General features: G+C 32.2%; 14 protein-coding genes. 6 read left to right on the plus strand and 8 right to left on the minus strand.

The genetic code is table 11. The features are described from left to right. The 5 genes from MHM83_RS05150 to MHM83_RS05170 all read left to right on the plus strand — a co-directional run bounded on the left by MHM83_RS05150 (position 1) and on the right by MHM83_RS05170 (position 11,970). Positions 1 to 1,401 (plus strand): efflux transporter outer membrane subunit, encoded by a 1,401-nt coding sequence (locus MHM83_RS05150; RefSeq protein ID WP_239178662.1) that lies wholly within the window; start codon positions 1 to 3, stop codon positions 1,399 to 1,401. 13 nt (positions 1,402 to 1,414) lie between these two features. Next, the gene (locus tag MHM83_RS05155; RefSeq protein WP_073184201.1) at positions 1,415 to 1,984 is read left to right on the plus strand and encodes a TetR/AcrR family transcriptional regulator; all 570 of its coding nucleotides are present in this window, start codon (positions 1,415 to 1,417) and stop codon (positions 1,982 to 1,984) included. 146 nt (positions 1,985 to 2,130) lie between these two features. Next, positions 2,131 to 3,681 carry an AraC family transcriptional regulator gene (locus MHM83_RS05160; RefSeq protein WP_239178664.1) on the plus strand — a complete coding sequence of 517 codons (1,551 nt, stop codon included), beginning with the start codon at positions 2,131 to 2,133 and terminating at the stop codon, positions 3,679 to 3,681. Between the two features lie 251 nt (positions 3,682 to 3,932). Continuing rightward, entirely contained in the window at positions 3,933 to 11,051 is a 7,119-nt protein-coding gene (locus MHM83_RS05165) for a BspA family leucine-rich repeat surface protein (protein ID WP_239178666.1), read from the plus strand. A 1-nt stretch (position 11,052) separates the two neighbouring features. Beyond that, a complete protein-coding gene (locus MHM83_RS05170) occupies positions 11,053 to 11,970 on the plus strand; it encodes a PorP/SprF family type IX secretion system membrane protein (RefSeq protein ID WP_239178668.1) in 918 nt (305 codons plus the stop codon). A 15-nt stretch (positions 11,971 to 11,985) separates the two neighbouring features. Here the strand turns inward: MHM83_RS05170 and MHM83_RS05175 are convergent, their stop codons facing one another. From MHM83_RS05175 to MHM83_RS05195, 5 genes are read right to left on the minus strand one after another with little or no spacing between them, the layout of a single operon-like run. After that, positions 11,986 to 12,795, minus strand: a complete 810-nt coding sequence (locus MHM83_RS05175; RefSeq protein ID WP_239178671.1) for a DNA/RNA non-specific endonuclease — start codon at positions 12,793 to 12,795, stop codon at positions 11,986 to 11,988. After that, on the minus strand, positions 12,796 to 13,239 hold the full coding sequence (locus tag MHM83_RS05180; protein ID WP_047790796.1) for an acyl-CoA thioesterase: 444 nt from the start codon (positions 13,237 to 13,239) through the stop codon (positions 12,796 to 12,798). A 34-nt stretch (positions 13,240 to 13,273) separates the two neighbouring features. After that, positions 13,274 to 14,341, minus strand: coding sequence for an ABC transporter permease (locus MHM83_RS05185; RefSeq protein ID WP_239178673.1), 1,068 nt, complete (start codon positions 14,339 to 14,341; stop codon positions 13,274 to 13,276). After that, positions 14,334 to 15,599 carry a mechanosensitive ion channel family protein gene (locus MHM83_RS05190; protein WP_073184214.1) on the minus strand — a complete coding sequence of 422 codons (1,266 nt, stop codon included), beginning with the start codon at positions 15,597 to 15,599 and terminating at the stop codon, positions 14,334 to 14,336. Before MHM83_RS05190 ends, MHM83_RS05185 begins: the two co-directional genes overlap by 8 nt. Before the next feature lie 14 nt (positions 15,600 to 15,613). Beyond that, a complete protein-coding gene (locus MHM83_RS05195) occupies positions 15,614 to 16,303 on the minus strand; it encodes a queuosine precursor transporter (RefSeq protein WP_159494767.1) in 690 nt (229 codons plus the stop codon). Between the two features lie 65 nt (positions 16,304 to 16,368). On the opposite strand from MHM83_RS05195, the gene fabD reads away from it, so the two are divergent. After that, complete coding sequence (fabD, locus tag MHM83_RS05200) at positions 16,369 to 17,253, plus strand: ACP S-malonyltransferase (RefSeq protein WP_239178675.1); 885 nt, start codon at positions 16,369 to 16,371, stop codon at positions 17,251 to 17,253. Between the two features lie 73 nt (positions 17,254 to 17,326). On the opposite strand, the gene MHM83_RS05205 is transcribed toward fabD, so the two are convergent. From MHM83_RS05205 to MHM83_RS05215, 3 genes are all read right to left on the minus strand, one after another. Next, a complete protein-coding gene (locus MHM83_RS05205) occupies positions 17,327 to 17,521 on the minus strand; it encodes a hypothetical protein (protein ID WP_073184218.1) in 195 nt (64 codons plus the stop codon). A gap of 271 nt (positions 17,522 to 17,792) precedes the next feature. Beyond that, positions 17,793 to 18,194, minus strand: coding sequence for a hypothetical protein (locus MHM83_RS05210; protein WP_073184231.1), 402 nt, complete (start codon positions 18,192 to 18,194; stop codon positions 17,793 to 17,795). Between the two features lie 16 nt (positions 18,195 to 18,210). Then, positions 18,211 to 19,338 carry a DegT/DnrJ/EryC1/StrS family aminotransferase gene (locus MHM83_RS05215; protein WP_239178677.1) on the minus strand — a complete coding sequence of 376 codons (1,128 nt, stop codon included), beginning with the start codon at positions 19,336 to 19,338 and terminating at the stop codon, positions 18,211 to 18,213. Positions 19,339 to 19,393: the final 55 nt, after the last annotated feature.

Below are 19,393 nucleotides of genomic sequence, written 5' to 3' on the forward strand. Positions count from 1 at the left end.
ATGAAATTTATTTTAAATAAAACTTTGGTTGTAGTCATTATGGCTACAACCCTACAAAGTTGTTTCGTAGCGAAGGATTATGTGCGACCTGAGTTAAAAGAAACAGAACATTTGTATAGAACAGATAATTTACCAAAAGACAGTATCTCAATGGCAGATGTGTCTTGGAAAGATATGTTTACTGATGCTCATTTGAAAGAATACATTGATGAAGGACTTCAGAATAACTTAGATATCCGTGTAGCCATACAACAAATGGCTGCTGCTGAAGCTTACATGAAACAAGGTAAAGCAGGGTATTTACCTACTTTAAGTGTAGGAGCAAAAGCTACACATCAAGAATTAGCAAAAAACAGTCAGTTTGGATCTTTTTTTAATGGTAGTATAGATCAATATGAAATTACAGGAAACCTTTCTTGGGAAGCTGATATATGGGGTAAAATACGAAGTAATAAACGAGCAGGAAAAGCAGCGTATTTACAAAGTGTAGCTGCTCACCAAGCAGTAAAAACTCAATTAGTTTCAGCAATAGCAACTACCTATTATCAGTTAGTAGCTTTAGATGCTCAATTAGAAATTACTGAACAAACTATTGAAACCAGAGAGAGTAGTGTAAATACTATTAAAGCTTTAAAAGAAGCAGGTCAGGTTAATCAAGTAGCTGTAGACCAAAATATAGCACAATATAACAATGCAAAAGCGTTAAAGGTAGATTTAGAAGCTTCTATTTTTAAAACAGAAAATGCCTTAAACTTGCTATTAGGAAGAACATCAGTAGTTGTTAAAAGAAGTAAACTTTCACAACAAGAGTTAGATGTTACTATAAAACTAGGTGTTCCTACTATTTTGTTAAGAAACAGGCCAGATGTAATGGCTGCTGAATATGGATTAATTAATGCTTTTGAAATGACAAATGTTGCTAAAAGTAATTTCTATCCATCGTTAACATTAACTGCAACAGGTGGTTTTCAGAGTTTAGATTTAGATGAATTACTAAGTGCCAATTCCTTATTTGCTAATATTATAGGAGGCTTAACACAGCCTATCTTTAATCAAAGAAAAATAAAAACGCAGCACGATGTAGCTAAGGTACAACAAGAACAAGCATTGTTAAGTTTCAAAAAGACTTTGTTAACAGCAGGGAATGAGGTTTCAAATGCACTTTTCGATTATAATGCTGAAACCGAGAAATTTGAATACAGACAAAATGAGGTTGAAGCTTTACGAAGAGCAGAAACTAACTCTGAGGAATTGTTAAAAAATGGGTATGCAAATTATCTTGATTTATTAACAGCAAGAGAAAGATTTTTGAACGCAGAAATAAACGTTATAAATAACAAATTAAATCAATTATTAAGTACAGTAAATATATATAAAGCTTTAGGAGGAGGATGGAAATAAAGTAGGGTTGATTATGAATAATAGGGAAAAACTTATCAATGTTGCAAAAGAAAAATTTATAGCATTTGGTAGTAAGCATACTACAATGGATGAAATAGCTGAGTTACTTGGAATTTCAAAAAAAACTATTTATGCATGCTTTTCTTCAAAAGAAGAATTGATAATTGAAAGTATCAAAGAATTAATAAATGAATTTAAAATTGATATAGAACCTATTTTAAAATCTGATAAATCAGCATTAAATAAAATAATAGAAATATATGAGGTAATTTTTAAATACGTAATAAAGTTTAAACCTTCTTTTATTTTTGGATTAAAAAAATACTATCCCAATGCCTATGATGCCTATATAGAAGTAACGAAGAATGTTGTATCTAAAGATGTGATAAATTTACTAGAAGAGGCTAAAGTAAACGGAGAAATAAGGAAAGATGTAGATCTTGAGCTATTTAGTAAATTGTATCTAAGTAATTTAGAAGGGAGGTTGTTTAATGCTGACAACTTATTTAAAAATTACCCAAGAGAAGTCTTACTTGAATATATGATTATAAATAATTTAAACTCTTTAAAGCCTAGCAAATAAGAACATAAATTTTTGTGGTTTTTGATGAAAAGTGTCGTGTAGTATGTTATCATATCTACAAGACACTTTTTTGTATTGAAAAAATGATTTATAGATGGAAAAAGAAAAAGTATTTTTGACGTATTTTTGTAATAAAGTAACAGAAATTGTTAAAAAAAATAACTACATATTTATTACTTAGTATTACAACTTTGTTTTATAGCCAGGATAAAACAGGATTGCAGTTCTTAAATATTCAAAAAAAAGCAGAGAATTATTTAGAAAAACTACAAGAAAATTATACAGAAGGAAATTATAAGCTTCATAAAGTTTATAGTGACTCTTTATACAATATATCTAAAAAGAATAACCTGAAAGCATTACAAGTAAAAGCAATGGTTAACCAGGCAATAAGCTTAAACATGCAAACAAAATATGTAGAAGGTATAGCACTGTATAAAGAGGCATTAGCTATTGCTAAAACGATACCAGAAAGCAAACAAGCTGAAACTGTTGTGTTAGTTAACTTAGGAAATATATATAATAATGTAGAACTTTATGAAAAGAGTATAGAAACCATGAAGATGGTGCTAAAGCAAGCAGCCTATACTGAAAAACCAAAGTTAATAAAAATGGCTGCGTTGAACGGATTATCGATAAGTTATTCAGCTTTAAATAAAGAAGAAAAATCATTACTATATGCAGAACAAGTAAAAGAAATAGGAGAAGAAACAGGTAATGAAAATATCATTTTAACATCCTTAAACCATATTAGTAGTTCCTATTATAAATTAGGAGCGTATCAAAAATCTATTGAAACAGCAAACAAAGCAACAAAATACAAGTCTTTTGAGAAAAATACTAGGGTAAAAGCATGGCTTTTAGTTAATTTAGGAGTCGCAAATTTAAAACTAGAGTTTTATAGTGAAGCAGAAAAATACTTAAAACAAGCGTTAAGCATAGCTTCTGAAAAAAGCATAGAAGAAATTGAAATGATATGTTATGAAAACTTGACTATGATATATCAAAAATTAAACAAAACGACAGCTTACTTAAATACAGAAAAGAAATATAATGAGAGTCGAATAAATTTTCTTAAGAATCAAAAAAAAGCGATAACAGAAGAGCTAAAGGCAGAAATTAAAGCAAAAGAAGAAACTATTTCAGCACAAGAAAATACAGAAGCTTTACTCTCAGACCAACAAAAAACAACCTTGTGGTTTAGTGTGTTATGTATGATTGGTTTAGGTGGGTTATTTTGGATTTATATAAAAAAGAATGAAGAAGAAAGTGCTATTGAAGAAATAAAAGAGCAAACAAAAGAAGTAAAAGTAATCCAAGAAAAATATAAAAATTCTTCATTATCAAAAGAAGATAGAAGCTCTTACAAACAAAAAATATTAAAGGAAATTGAAGAAGAAAAAATATACTTAAACCATAACTTAACTCAAGCAAGTTTTGCTAAAAAATTATCACTAAGCAGTCATCATTTGTCTGAAGTGTTTTCGTTTGAATTTGACAAGAATTTTTATCAACTCATCAATTCATATCGAATTAAAGAAGCCAAGAAAATGTTACAATTATCTACAAGCAAAGACCACAAAATACTCGCTGTTGCTTACGATTCTGGTTTCAAAAGTAAAACTACTTTCAACCGCGTGTTTAAAGAACAAACAGGTTATACCCCATCAGAGTATCGAAAAAAACTAATAAATTAGGTTCCACTCTATAGAATGATACTTCTATAACAATCAACGGTTATATCTTGCGCCTCATTACTTAATATAAACGATATTATTAAGTAATACTTAGCTTTTATTTTATATATGAAGATTCAGTTTGAGTTGGTAATATCACCAAACAAACAACACCTATCAAACCAATATTTAATGGCTGGGTAGTTCTTACTTTATGTAGTATGTAAAAAAGCTTGATTAAAATAGAAGTGTTAAAAATTATATTAAAAAGAATGAAGGCATTAATAGGTAAATTTTTAAGAAGTGGTTTAGTAGTACTTTTTTTAATTTTAAGTAGTCAATTGTTTTCGCAGTCGTTCACTTCTTTATGGAACACGGCAAATATTAGTACTGGCTCTTCTGGAGTTAATGAAATAAGCATCCCAACGAATTCAGCTTACACGTATTCATACACCGTTGATTGGGGTGATGGAAATATTGATTCAAACGTAACAGGAGACATTACCCATACCTATGCCGCACAAGGAACTTATACAGTTAAGATAGATGGTACGTTTCCAGCAATCTATTTTAACAATGCTGGAGACGTTGACAAAATTATCGAGATCTTGTCTTGGGGTACTATTCAATGGCAAAGTATGGAAAGCGCATTTTATGGATGTTCAAATCTAAATTTTGATGCTATTACTCCACCAGATTTAAGTCAAGCTACTAGCCTACAAAATGCTTTTAGAGATTGCTCATTGTTTAATGGTATTATGAATAATTGGGATGTAAGCACCATAACTAATATTTCAGGGTTATTTATGAATTGCGAAATTTTTAATAGACCTTTAGATCAATGGGACACATCTAGTATAATAGACATGTCTTACACTTTTTATAATGCAAGGGAATTCAACGAACCATTAGATAACTGGAACACATCAGCAGTAACTACTTTAGAAAACTTTTTATATAGAGCCCGTAAGTTCAATCAAAATATTAATAACTGGAATGTAGCTAATGTTGTTAATATGGAAGCAGCCTTTTACGATACAAGTGCATATAATCAGCCAATGAATAATTGGAATGTTGGTAATGTTACCAATATGAATAACACATTTAAAGGCTCTAATTTTAATAGCCCAATAGACAACTGGAATGTAAGTAATGTTACAACAATGGAGGGAATGTTTAGTCAAGCTAAATTCAACCAACCTATAAATACATGGAATGTTAGTAATGTTACAAATATGTCTAGGCTATTTTTTAGAAACAGAACCTTTAATCAACCTTTAAATAACTGGGATGTTAGTAATGTAACAAACATGTCGGGTATGTTTGATGGATGGGCTTGGGGAGCAGTTTTTAATCAACCCATAGGTAACTGGGATGTTAGTAATGTTACTGATATGAGTTACATGTTCCGAGATAACTCAGGCTTTAATCAAGGTATAGGAACTTGGAATGTAAGTAATGTTGTTACCATGAGAGGAATGTTTGAAGGCGCCACTGTTTTTAATCGAGATATTAGTTTGTGGAATGTTAGCAAGGTTACCAATGTAGAAAGTATGTTTGAAAGAACAGAAGCTTTCAATCAACCATTGAATACTTGGGATGTGAGCAATATTACTAATATACGCAACATATTTCAACGAGCAGAAGCTTTTAACCAACCTTTAAATACTTGGGATGTAAGTAATATCACTGATTTTCAATATATGTTTGATAGAGCTACGTCCTTTAACCAAGATATAAGCAGTTGGCAAACAGGAAATGCTAGAAACATGTCTTATATGTTTAATCAAGCTACTTCATTTAACCAAGACATAGGAGTCTGGGATATATCTAGTGTTACAAACATGACAAACATGTTATCGAATAGCGGTATTTCTCAAGAAAACTATGATAATATTCTTATAGCCTGGAATGCTCAAACAGTTCAAAATAATGTTGATTTAGGGGCGACGAATCTAAATTATTGTGATGCATTAAACCAAAGACAAAGTTTAATTGATAATAACGGGTGGACTATATCAGGAGATATTGTAAACTGTTCTTATGTATTATGTACTCAAATAACCATGCCGCAAGATGGAGATACACAAGTGCCTGCAAACAGTGATATTCGTTGGAATCCAGCTCCTAATGCTACAGGATATAGAATTAGTGTAAGAAGAGAAAACGGAGCGACTTCACAGGTTATATATAATAATGAAGATGTAGGAAATGTTGTAGGAGTAGATTTTACCAACGAATTTATAGCAGGAGATACTGTATATGTAACAGTTGTCCCGTATAACGCAGAAGGACCAGCTACAGGTTGCCAAGAAATTAGTTTTACAGTAATAGAAAGTTGGGTAAATAGCCCAGATGCATTCAAGCTTACTTATGACACAAGCATACAAGTATTAAGTTATACTAGCCCTACGAATCAATTAGAAATAGAAACAAATTCAGGCTACCCGAACTATCTTACTTATAACTATTCTATAGATTGGGGAGATGGACAGTACGATCATAATGTAACAGGGAATATTACACACACATATCTTACCCCAGGTATTTATACCGTAAGTATTATAGGCGTTTTTCCTTCTCCTAAGCATGAGTATGTAGGTGATTCTCATAAATTATTATCTATAGACCAGTGGGGTAATCAAGTTTGGGAAAGTATGAACGAAGCTTTTTATGGTTGTGGAAATATGGAGTACAATGCTACAGATATTCCTAATCTTAGCAATGTAATAGATATGGAAAGAATGTTTAGCTCATGTAGAAAATTTAATGGAAACATAAATAATTGGAATGTAGGTAGTGTAACTAACATGCGTGGTATGTTTAGTGGAACTTCAATTTATAACCAACCACTTAATAATTGGGATGTAAGTAATGTTACTAATATGAACTACATGTTTGGTAGTGCCATAGAGTTTAATCAAGACATAGGAAATTGGAATACAAGAAATGTTGCAGATATGGGAGGGATGTTCCAAAATGCAGAAGTATTTGATCAGAATATTAATAATTGGAATGTGAGTAGTGTTACAGATATGAGTAGCATGTTTGAAAGAGCAGAAGCATTTAACCAACCACTTAATAATTGGGATGTCAGTAATGTTACCAATATGTCTGAAATGTTTAATGGTTTTATTTCAAACATGGCTTTTAACCAAAATATTGATAATTGGAATGTAAGTAATGTTACAGATATGTCTGAAATGTTCCAGAGATGTGTTGATTTTAACGAACCTTTAAACTCTTGGAATGTAGGTGCTGTTACAAACATGACTTCGATGTTTGAAGGCGCTTCTTCTTTTAATCAAGCCCTAAGTAATTGGAATGTTTCTTCAGTAACCAACATGGAGAGCATGTTTCAGAGTGCTAGCGCATTTGATCAGAACATAAATAGCTGGAATGTAACCAATGTAACCAACATGAGTTTAATGTTTTACAATGCTCAAATGTATAACCAACCGTTAAATTCTTGGGATGTAAACTCAGTAGTTAATATGTCAGGTATGTTCCGAAGAGCAGAAGCATTTAATCAGCCATTAAACTCTTGGGATGTAAGTGCTGTTGCTAACATGAGTCAAATGTTTCAAGAAGCCACAGTTTTCAACCAACCATTAAATTCTTGGAATGTAAGTTCAGTAACCTTAATGCCTTCGATGTTTGAAGAAGCTATTGCTTTTAATAGTCCGTTGGAAAACTGGAATGTTTCTGTAGTAACAAACTTTGAAGCAATGTTTAAAAAAGCAGAAATATTTAACCAACCCTTAGGGAATTGGAATACAGGCGAAGCACAAACAATGGCTGAAATGTTTCATGGGGCGTCTAAATTTAATCAAGATATTAATAATTGGAATGTATCTTTTGTAACCACTATGCAAGAAATGTTTCGAGGAGCAACGTCTTTTAATAGACCATTAGATTCTTGGAATGTAGCATCGGTAACTAATATGCAAGGCATGTTTCAAACAGCAATAGCTTTTGATGGTGCTATTGGAAGTTGGAATATTAGGAGAGTAACCACCATGCAAGACATGTTTAATGGTGCAACAAACTTTAATCAACCAATGAATAATTGGAGGCCAACAGCAGTAACGAACATGGATAGAATGTTTCAAGGTGCAAGTTTGTTTAATCAACCTTTAAACCAATGGTTATTAAATACGATATCGATGAACGCTATGTTTAATAACGCTACAGTTTTTAATCAAGATTTAGGTGATTGGAATATTAGTGGCGTAACCAACATGCAAAATATGTTAGATAATACAGCTCTTACTAGAGTGAATTACGACAATACGCTTATTGCATGGTCTGAACAAACACTAACACCTGGAATAAATCTAGGAGCTAACACTCTTCCCTATTGTGATGCTGTAGAAGAAAGACAATCAATGATTGATAGTTTTGGATGGTCTTTTACGGGTGATGTTTTAGATTGTCCTATTCCAGAATGTACACAGTTAATAGCGCCTTTAAATGGAGCAACAGATGTTCCTGTAAATACCAATTTAACTTGGGAACCTGTTTTGTATGCACGTGAATATGCTTTAACAATTAGAATTGAACCTTCAGGAATGATAATAAACGAAACTGTTGTAAATGCTACCACTTATGAATTTGCTACAGATTTTTCAGGAGGAGAAATAGTTTATGTTACTATTGTACCTTCAAACGAAAATGGAGATGCAGTAGGACCTTGTGCAGAAGAAAGCTTTACGGTGTCTACAACTCCATCAACAGTACCAGATTGTACCAGCTTAACCTTACCACTTGCTGGTGGTACAGATATATCTGTAAGTACAAACTTAGAATGGAATGTTATAAGTAATGCAGATGGATACAGGCTTACAGTAGGAACTACTTCAGGTGGAATAGATATTCTTAATAGTATTGATGTAGGTAATAGTACAACATACGATTTACCTGTAGATTTACCAGAAGACACCGATATTTTTGTAACTATAACTCCTTATAACGATAAAGGAGATGCAACAAGTTGTGGAGAAGAGTCTTTTAAAACAGAGTTTATTCCAGTAGTACCTAGTTGTACAAGTTTAGTGAATCCTATAAATGGATCAACGAATGTTCCGTTGAATACTGATATTTCTTGGAATGAAATTACAGAAGCAACCGGGTATTTAGTAAGTGTAGGAACTACTCAAGGAGGGATAGAGGTTATGAATAGTATTGATGTAGGAAACATAACAACTTATAGTTTTACTCAAGACTTACAAGCAAATAGAATACATTATGTTCGTATAATTCCATACAATGATGTAGGAGACGCTACAGGTTGTGTAGAAGAAAGTTTTACTACTGGAGATGCAGTGGTAAGTGTACCAAACTGTACCACAATAACAGTTCCAAGTAACGGAGCAACGAATGTTAGTGTTAGTACAGGAATTACTTGGAACGCAGTAGCTGATACAGATGGGTATTATATATCAATCGGAACAACCTCAGGCGGAACTGATATTGTGAACAACGAATCAGTAGTAGGAACGAGCTATACTTTAGCTAGTGATTTACCAGAGAACACGACAATTTATGTATCAGTAATTCCATACAATTCGGTAGGAAGTGCTACAGGGTGTTCAGAAATTAGCTTTACTACTGAAATAGTACCAACCGCACCGAATTGTACCACAGTCACAGTTCCAACCAATGGAACAACAAATGTTAGTGTTAGTACAGGAATTAGTTGGGATGCAGTAGCAGATGCTGACGGATATTACCTATCAATTGGAACAACTTCAGGCGGAACTGATATTGTAAACAACGAATCAGTAGTAGGAACGAGCTATACTTTAGCTAGTAATTTACCAGAGAATACAACAATTTATGTATCGGTAATTTCATACAATTCGGTAGGAAGTGCTACAGGATGTTCTGAAATTAGCTTTACTACGGAAATAGTACCAACCACACCGAGTTGTACCACAATTACAGTTCCAAGTGATGGAGGAACTAATGTAGCAGTCGATACAAATATTACTTGGAACGCAGTAGCTGATACAGATGGGTTTTATATATCAATCGGAACAACCTCAGGCGGAACTGATATTGTGAACAACGAATCAGTAGTAGGAACGAGCTATACTTTAGCTAGTAATTTACCAGAGAACACGACAATTTATGTATCGGTAATTCCATACAATTCGGTAGGAAGTGCTACAGGATGTTCTGAAATTAGCTTTACTACAGAAATAGTACCAACCTCACCAAATTGTACAACAATAACAGTTCCAAGTAATGGAGCAACGAATGTTAGTGTTAGTACAGGAATTAGTTGGGATGCAGTAGTAGATGCCGATGGATATTATGTATCAATCGGAACAACCTCTGGTGGAACCGATATTGTAAACAACGAATCAGTAGTAGGAACGAGCTATACTTTAGCTAGTAATTTACCAGAGAATACAACAATTTATGTATCGGTAATTCCATACAATTCGGTAGGAAGTGCTACAGGATGTTCTGAAATTAGTTTTACTACGGAAATAGTACCAACCACACCGAGTTGTACCACAATTACAGTTCCAAGTGATGGAGGAACTAATGTAGCAGTCGATACAAATATTACTTGGGACGCAGTAGCTGATACAGATGGGTATTACCTGTCAATTGGAACAACTTCAGGTGGAACCGATATTGTAAACAATGAGCTAGTGATAGGAACAACATACAATCCTACGAGCGATTTACCAGAGAATACAACAATTTATGTATCAGTATTACCATATAAGTCGGGGGGCTTAGCAACGGGCTGTGGTGAAGTTCGTTTTACCACAGAAACCGTTGCAATTATACCAAACTGCACCACAATCACAGTTCCAACTAATAAAGCAACAAATGTTAGTGTTAGTACTGGAATTACTTGGGACACTGTTTCAGATGCCGATGGGTATTACCTGTCAATTGGAACAACTTCAGGTGGAACCGATATTGTAAACAACGAGTCAGTAACAGGAACGAATTATACTTTAACTAGTGATTTACCAGAGAACACCATAGTTTATGTATTAGTAACTCCATACAACTCGCTAGGAAGTGCTAATGGGTGTTCTGAAATTAGTTTTAGAACTGAAGCAAGCTTAGTAGGGGAAACCAAATACGGTTTTTCTCCAAATGGTGATGGAGTAAATGACTTTTGGGAAATAAAGGGAATTGAAGAACATCCTAATAATATAGTAGCTGTTTTTAATAGGTGGGGAGATATGGTTTTTCAGATGAAAGAATATGATAATCAATTTAATGTTTTTAGAGGCGTAGCCAATAAGCTAACGGGTATGGGAGGTGATAAGTTACCAGCAGGGACATACTTTTTCAGTATAAAAATTTCAACAGAAGGGAAATTAAAAGAAACAAAAGGGTTTTTAGTTTTAAAAAGATAAGATGAAAGAGATAAGGAACTATATTTTACTGTTTATTTTTATGATGGTACTTCAAAATAATTGGGGACAACAAACAGCTTTGTATCCAGAGTATAATTATAATCCGTTTATTATAAACTCTGCCTATACGGGAATGTCTGATGGAGCAGAAATTACACTTAGTAATTATGGCTATATAAATAGTATTGAAGGAAGTCCCAGAACATTGTCATTAAGCTTTCATACTCCGATTGCAAGAAAAAAAATGGGGATAGGTGGGGCTATTATACGAGATAAAATAGGAGTAAGTACTTATACAAATGCGTATGCTTCATATTCATATAAAATATTTTTTGATACGGAGATTGATAGACCTTATTGGCAACATTATAACGAACATGTAATATCGTTTGGACTAACAGCAGGAGTACAACAGTTTCATGAGAATCTGTTAGAGTTAGGTATTACAGACGATATAGAATTTTCTGAAAACATGAATGTAACAGTACCAACCGTAGGTATTGGATTTTTATACAATCATGCAGATTTTTATGCAGGAATTTCGTTGCCAAATCTTTTAGGCGATAAATTAGCGTCTAGAGATGATTTAAATATATCAAACCCTATTTACGGTTATTTCGGGTATCGTTTTTTTACCAATCGATTTGAGGAAGTAATGATTAAACCTAGTGTTTTCTTAAAGTATGAAGGTGGAGCACCTATGCAGATTGACGCAAATGTTGCTGTTAACTATAAAAACAAATTTGAAATCGGTACGGGCTATAGAAGTAGCTCCTCAATTAATTTTTTAGCAGGTATTTATGCTCTAAAAAACTTAAAATTTGTGTACTTCTACAATGCAGCATTTAGTGATTCTGTGTTAGGAAATAGCCATGGAGTTATTCTTTCGTATGTTTTTGAGAAAAAGCGCAGGTATTAAAAAGGAATGTTGGAATTACCTAAAGCTCCAATTTTTATAATTAGCAGAAGCCTCTAGTTGGTTTTCAATAGTATCAGGTAATTCAGGGAAGAAATCAATACCTGTTTTTTGTTCTAATTCATCAATAGAAACTACAAAATCAGATAGCGGTTTGTTACTTTCTTTATGTGGAAGTAAAAAGGCAATGGCTTTAATTTCAGGCTGAGTATAATCTAGTAAAACCTTATAAAAATAATTAGGAACACTTACTTTTTCCTTTCCTATAGTTTTCAAGTTAGGTTCTAAAACACCACCAGTAACAACATACAAGTGATTATATTTTTTAGCCCAATAACGAGTTTTTTGCTCTAGTTTATTCCAAATACCAGCATTAAACTCATGGTTTTGAGGAGAAATGTTTGAAGTGTAAAAAGTTTCATCATGAGCACTTTTAGAGGCACGTCTATCACCAGCAGGACATAAGTGCCCTTTGTCATAACCAGATCTTTTATAATTTCTCCAATCTGCAGATTTTGTATTCACTTTGGGGTCTACAATAAAAAATGGACGTTTACGGTTGGTATAAACAATATCACTTTTATCTAAAGGATAAGCAACCCATTCAGCTTGCTCATGCTTTTCACTATACGATAACTGGTAGCCATTATGTTTTATAATGACTCCAGTTGTTGAGGTAGGAAAGTAATTGAAGTTATTAGTTTTATTACTGGCTGTTTCTGTTGTAGGTTCAGAAGAGTTCTTAGCTTTTTCTTTTTGTTGTAACCAATAACCTACAAGTAAAGCAACAATGGTAATAACAACCTTTATTTTCCTTGAAGTACTCATTTAATTACTTAAAACGATTTCTTTAAAATCTTCAGTTTTTTCAACTTCGTTAAAAATCTCTTGAAATTTAACAGGAGGTACTGTTAATTTACGCTTAACCAAATCTAACCAAGCACCATAAACAGTGATAATTGCAGAAAGTTTACCTGCTTGATTAAAAACTTCATGTTGAATTTTCCAACGTTCACCTTTTCCGGATAAACCAGTAACTTTTAAGTTTACAGTTATGTCTTCTCCCATGTGTATTTCACGTAAAAACTTGGTGTTTTCTTCAAATAAAATAGGACCAACTTTTTCCTTAGTAAAATCTTGAACAGTTACATTATGCTCTTTAAAAAAACGTAAACGTAATTCAGCAGCGTAATCATTGTATGCGGTATGACGCATGTGTATGTTGGCATCAAAATCTGCCCATCTTGTTTTAAACTCAACACTAAAACTCATATCAAAAAAATTTAAGAAAGCGAATTTACAAATTTTAAGCTTTCACATCTAAAGCATCACGAAGTGTATTTCCAATTAACATAAATGCCATTACTAAACTCATAATTGCTAATCCTGGAATCAATGCTAAAAATGGTTTGCCCAAAATGATATAATTATAATGATTTTTAATCATAGCACCCCAAGAGGGAGTAGGAGGTTGGGCTCCAATACCTAAAAAACTCAGTCCGCTTTCAATTAAAATAGCAGCTGCAAAATTTGCGGCGGAAATTACAATTATAGGAGCTAAAATATTAGGTAAAATATGTTTGAAAATAATTCTAAAATCAGAAAAACCTAAAGCTTTGGCAGCTTCCACATATTGCTGCTGTTTAGTAGTGATTACTTGACCCCGAACTACACGAGCAACCTCTACCCACATAGTTAATCCCACTGCAATAAAAACTTGCCAAAAACCTTTACCCAAAGCCAAAGTAATAGCGATTACTAATAAAAGTGTTGGAATGGACCAAGTGATATTGATAACCCACATAATAAAATCATCAATTTTTCCACCAAAATAACCAGCAATAGCGCCAATAGGAATTCCTATTAAAAGCGAAATAAACACAGCTATAAATCCAATAAAAAATGAAATTCTAGCACCAATCAACAACCTGCTTAATAAATCACGACCATATTTATCAGTTCCTAAATAAAATGTTTTTTGTTGAATGTATTGTTCAAAGGAAACAGGAAACTCTTTTGGTAAACCATCGGAGTATTTAATAGCTTCTAACTGATTGTTTTTAACAGAAAATGACTTTATAGGTATTTCTGTTAATGAATTTTGCTTTCCTTCCATAAAAATAGAAAACCACGATTGTTGGTTTTTTACTTCTGAAGGAATGCTTAATAGTTGCACAGAAAAACCAGGAGGTTTCGAGTGAATTTCTAAATGCATTTGATTGGCAGAGTTACTGTTGTCTGGAGCTAAAACATAACAAAAAACAGCAATAAACCCGCATAAAATAATATATCCAAAACTAAACATACCTGTTTTACTATGTTTAAATTTTTGGATAGCTATTTGCCATAAAGATGTACCTGTATTATTATTCACTCTTTTGTATTTCTTTCAAGTTATTGATGTCAATACTTGATGGATTTTGAAAAACTTCCAAATCAAAATATTTTACAGAAGCTAAAATATGATCAAAAATGTTTGCCATAACACGTTCGTAATCTACCCAATTTTTTTCTCTACTAAAGGCATAAATTTCTAGTGGAATTCCGTTAGGAGTTGGCTCTAACTGACGAGACATTAACAACATATCTTGATTTATTTTTGGATGATTTTCAATGTATTTATCCAAGTAAATTCTAAAAGACCCAAAATTGGTTAAGTTTCTACCGTTTAATATTACAGATTTGTCAATATTGTTTTCTTCGTTGTATTTTTTTACTTCCTTGCTACTTTTTTCAATATAGTCAGAAATTAACTCAATCTTTTTAAAGCGCTCAATATCTTCATCGGTAAGAAAGTGAATGCTATTTATTTTAATTAAAATTGATCGTTTTATACGTCTACCACCTGAAGTATTCATTGTTCTCCAGTTCTTAAAAGAATCGGATGTTAAATAATACGTAGGAATGCTAGATATTGTATTATCAAAATTTCTAATAATTACAGAGGTAAGGTTAATTTCAACTACATCACCATCAGCGCCATATTTTTCCATGGTAATCCAATCTCCAATTCTAACAGTATCATTTACTGCTACTTGAATGCTTGATACAAAACCAAGAATGGTATCCTTAAAAATTAATAATAATACTGCTGAAAAAGCACCTAATGCAGTTAAGAATCTAATTAAAGGTTTTCCAGTTAATACAGAAAAAGATGATATAGCAGCAATAAGCCACATGATTACCATGAAAATTTGCACATAGCTCTCTAAGGGTTTGTCTTTGAAAGCATTTGTGGTACGAAGAAAATCTTTAACACTTAGTAGAATACTACGTATAAACCAAATAATAGCAAAAATAATGGCAATAGTAGCAATACGTTCAGCGTAGGTAAACAGATTAGGGAAATCGACTAAAATATCTTTTAAAAAATTAAAAACAATAGTAAGAATAACAATTCTTGAAAGGTTTAAAAAGGTTTTGTTTTTAATAAGCATATCATCAAAACTAGTTGATGTTTTAGCTGCCATTTTATTAACTGTTCTTTTTCCAACGTATCTAAAAACTTTGAATAAGATATAACCTAAAATTCCAAACACAATAAGATTTGCAAATAAATTTAGGTATGTAGCTAATGTTTCTGAAAGTGAAAGCTGTTCTTTAAAAATTTTATAAAAAAACTTGTTTAACATAAAGTAATATTCGTTTAAAATTTGCTGATTTCTTCACCTATTTGTAAGTCAAATTTTTTTCTAAACCAATATATAACAACATACAAAACAGGAGTGTCAAGAGCTGCTATAATGACTTTAAATAAAAAACCGCTAAGTAAAAGGCTACCAAAAATACTCCAAGGAAGTATTTTAAAAGAACTCAATAAAAATAATACGGTAAAAGTATCTATAAATTGTGACAAAAAGGTAGAAAAATTATTGCGAAGCCATAAATGTTTTCCTTTAGTTAATTTTTTCCAAAAATGAAAAATTCGAATGTCTATAAACTGAGCAGCTAAGTAAGCTAGCATAGAAGCTAGTACAGCAAAAGGAGAAAGCCCAAAAACTTTGGTAAAAGTTTCGTCGCCAATGGGAGAGTTATTAATTGCAGGAGCATAATCAGCTACTAAAATAATTAACATAGAAAAAAAGGAAGCAAAAATTCCTGCTACAACAACTCTGTTGGCCTTTTTCTTACCATAAATTTCAGAAAGAATATCTGTAATTAAAAAAGTAATAGGATATGGAAGTATTCCAACAGATACTTCAAAACGAAATAAATTAAAGGGTTCCCAATAAAAAAACTTCTGAAAAATAAGGTTTGAAGTTACAAGAGAGGCTATAAATAACGAAGCTAAAACTAGGTAAATAAGTTGTGCTTGAGATTTTTGTTGTACAGTCATAAAACGAAGATAGTAATTTTAAAAGTTGTATGTTTGCAAGGTTAAATAAACAACAAAACAAACAAATGAAAGCGTATATTTTTCCAGGTCAAGGAGCACAATTTACAGGAATGGGGTTAGACTTATATGAAAACTCTCCATTAGCTCAAGAACTTTTTGAAAAAGCAAATAATATATTAGGTTTTAGTATTACTGACGTAATGTTTGAAGGTAGTGCTGAAGAATTAAAACAAACCAAAGTAACACAACCAGCTATTTTTTTACACTCAGTAATTTTAGCTAAGGTTTTAGGAGACGATTTTAAACCAGAAATGGTTGCTGGTCACTCTTTAGGAGAATTATCAGCGTTAGTAGCTAATGGTGTATTGTCTTTTGAAGACGGATTAAAACTAGTTTCTAAACGTGCTTTAGCAATGCAAAAAGCATGTGAAATTCAACCGTCTACTATGGCTGCTGTATTAGGATTAGAAGATGCTGTAGTTGAAGAAGTTTGTGCTTCGATTGATGGAGTTGTGGTAGCAGCAAACTATAATTGTCCAGGACAATTAGTAATCTCTGGAGAAATTGAAGCTGTTGAAAAAGCTTGTGAAGTATTAAAAGAAAAAGGCGCTAAAAGGGCATTACTTTTACCTGTAGGAGGAGCATTTCATTCACCAATGATGGAACCAGCTCGTGAGGAGTTAGCTGCAGCTATTGAAGAAACTACATTTAACGAACCTATGTGTCCAGTATACCAAAATGTGGTAGCGAAAGCAGTAACAAACCCTGCTGAAATTAAAGAAAACTTAATAGCGCAATTAACAGCGCCAGTAAGATGGACACAATGTGTGCAAGCAATGATAGCTGATGGTGGTGCTGAGTTTGTTGAAGTAGGTCCTGGTAAAGTGTTACAAGGATTAATGCGTAAAATTGATAGAAGTGTAGCTGCTAGTGGTGCTTCTTTAGCATAAATAGTAAAAACAGATAGTATAGAAAATCCCGTTCTTTTGGAACGGGATTTTTGTTTTGTGAAAAAGAAAATTGTTATCTAGCTAAAACACAATCTTCACAATCTTTAACTTCACCATAATAGGTTTCTCTGTATTTGTGTACTGTTTCCAGAGGTATAATATTTAAAAACATTTTTTTAATGTAGGTAACATTAGTATGAAGTTTACCCATTTTTCTTGAAAATCGTTTTTCCAAACGTGTTTCTCTTTTAATTTTAATCAATTTCATTATTCTAGTATCATTTAATTAGAGTACAAAGCTAATAAGCTTAAAGCGTGATGTCAATTAATAATCGTTAAAACATTAAAAATCAACTAATAAATATGTGTTGTTAAATTTAGAGTGTATTATTTTAAGAATATGATAATAGGAAGTAGAAACAATTCACAAATTAGAGGTGTAAAAAAGCTTTTTTTTGCTAAAATGAATAAAAAATCACTCAAAAATGATTAAAAACAACCAAAAATGAGTGATTTTTTGTCTTTTTATATAAGAAATCTTAGCTTCTGATATCTAAGGTTTGGGATATTTGTGCTTTTTTTGGAGCTAAAAGAATTAAATAAATTAATAAGATTACTCCTAACAATAAAAAATCAGGTTTTAAAATTAAAATCAAAAAACAAGCACCTTCAATAATAGCCCATCTAGCTATAGAAGCAGACTGATAAATAGCAAGTTTCTCTTCATTACTAGCATCCTTTTGAATGTTTCTCAACATGTTTTTAAAGATGAAGTTACTAGCAACATAAGCTATTGCAGGAATAAATGCATAGAACAAAGATGAGTCATCAATCACCATGTCAAACATGGTCTTGAAATTACCTAAAAATGTAAAAGCAAGAGTAATTCCAGCAATTAAGGCAAGGTGAATAATTTTTAAAGTTTTAATTTTTTGATTCATAAGATTTCAATCCAAGTTATTGAATAAAATCATTTACAGTTTTAGAGATAAATGCTAGCTGCTCTTCATCTAATTCTGTATGCATTGGCAATGAAATAACTTCATCTATTAATTGATTGGTAACAGTGAAGTCATCTTCATTATATCTATCATCTTGATATGCTTTTTGAGCATGTAACGGAACAGGATAATAAATAGCATTTGGAATTCCGTTATCTAGTAAATGTTGGTGTAACTCATTACGTTTTCCGTTAGTAATTCTCAATGTATACTGATGGAAAACATGCGTTGTAAAATCGCTAATAGTTGGTGTGATAATATTTGGGTTGTTAGCAAATGAGTTTGAATAATATTCAGCAGCTTTTCTACGGGCATCACAATAGCTATCTAATAAAGGTAACTTAGCTTTTAATACAGCCGCTTGAATAGAATCTAAACGAGAGTTTACTCCAACTACATCATGGTAGTAGCGTTTGTACATTCCGTGATTAACCATTCCGCGAAGTGTATGTGCTAATTCATCATCATTGGTAAAAATAGCTCCACCATCACCATAGCAACCTAAGTTTTTAGAAGGGAAGAAAGAGGTAGTACCAACATCACCAATAGTTCCTGCTTTCTTCTTCGTTCCGTTAGAAAAAGTATAATCTGCTCCAATAGCTTGAGCATTATCTTCTATTACTAATAAGTTATGTTCTTTAGCAATTTCTAAAATAGCTTCCATATTAGCACATTGTCCGAATAAATGAACAGGAACAATAGCTTTTGTTTTAGGGGTAATTGACTTTTTTAGAGCTTCAATGTCAATATTAAAAGTGTCAGGTTCAACATCAACTAAAACAGGAGTTAATTTTAATAAACCGATAACCTCAACAGTTGCAGCAAATGTAAAATCAGCTGTAATCACCTCGTCACCTGGCTTTAAACCTAAGCCCATCATAGCTATTTGTAACGCGTCAGTACCGTTAGCACACGGAATCACATGTTTAACACCTAAATAATTCTCTAAATCTGCTTGGAATCCATGAACATATGGTCCGTTAATATATGCTGAAGAATTTAAAACTTCTTGAATAGAAGTATCAACTGTCTCTTTTATTTTTTGATATTGACTTTGTAAGTCAACCATTTGAATTTTTCTCATTTTGACATGATTTTATAAACATCAAAAATACAAACTATCTTTGATTGTTACGAGG

Source organism: Tenacibaculum sp. Mcav3-52, from assembly GCF_022347665.1.
In the GTDB taxonomy this organism is placed as follows: Bacteria; Bacteroidota; Bacteroidia; order Flavobacteriales; family Flavobacteriaceae; genus Polaribacter; species Polaribacter mesophilus.

Excerpts from the sequence above, each read along its gene's own strand:
- MHM83_RS05210 (WP_073184231.1), bottom strand. The coding sequence starts at position 18,194 with ATGAATCAAAAAATTAAAACTTTAAAAATTATTCACCTTGCCTTAATT.
- MHM83_RS05170 (WP_239178668.1), top strand. The coding sequence starts at position 11,053 with ATGAAAGAGATAAGGAACTATATTTTACTGTTTATTTTTATGATGGTA.
- MHM83_RS05190 (WP_073184214.1), bottom strand. The coding sequence starts at position 15,599 with ATGTTAAACAAGTTTTTTTATAAAATTTTTAAAGAACAGCTTTCACTT.
- MHM83_RS05175 (WP_239178671.1), bottom strand. The coding sequence starts at position 12,795 with ATGAGTACTTCAAGGAAAATAAAGGTTGTTATTACCATTGTTGCTTTA.
- MHM83_RS05150 (WP_239178662.1), top strand. The coding sequence starts at position 1 with ATGAAATTTATTTTAAATAAAACTTTGGTTGTAGTCATTATGGCTACA.
- MHM83_RS05180 (WP_047790796.1), bottom strand. The coding sequence starts at position 13,239 with ATGAGTTTTAGTGTTGAGTTTAAAACAAGATGGGCAGATTTTGATGCC.
- MHM83_RS05205 (WP_073184218.1), bottom strand. The coding sequence starts at position 17,521 with ATGAAATTGATTAAAATTAAAAGAGAAACACGTTTGGAAAAACGATTT.
- MHM83_RS05155 (WP_073184201.1), top strand. The coding sequence starts at position 1,415 with ATGAATAATAGGGAAAAACTTATCAATGTTGCAAAAGAAAAATTTATA.
- MHM83_RS05165 (WP_239178666.1), top strand. The coding sequence starts at position 3,933 with ATGAAGGCATTAATAGGTAAATTTTTAAGAAGTGGTTTAGTAGTACTT.
- MHM83_RS05195 (WP_159494767.1), bottom strand. The coding sequence starts at position 16,303 with ATGACTGTACAACAAAAATCTCAAGCACAACTTATTTACCTAGTTTTA.
- fabD (WP_239178675.1), top strand. The coding sequence starts at position 16,369 with ATGAAAGCGTATATTTTTCCAGGTCAAGGAGCACAATTTACAGGAATG.
- MHM83_RS05215 (WP_239178677.1), bottom strand. The coding sequence starts at position 19,338 with ATGAGAAAAATTCAAATGGTTGACTTACAAAGTCAATATCAAAAAATA.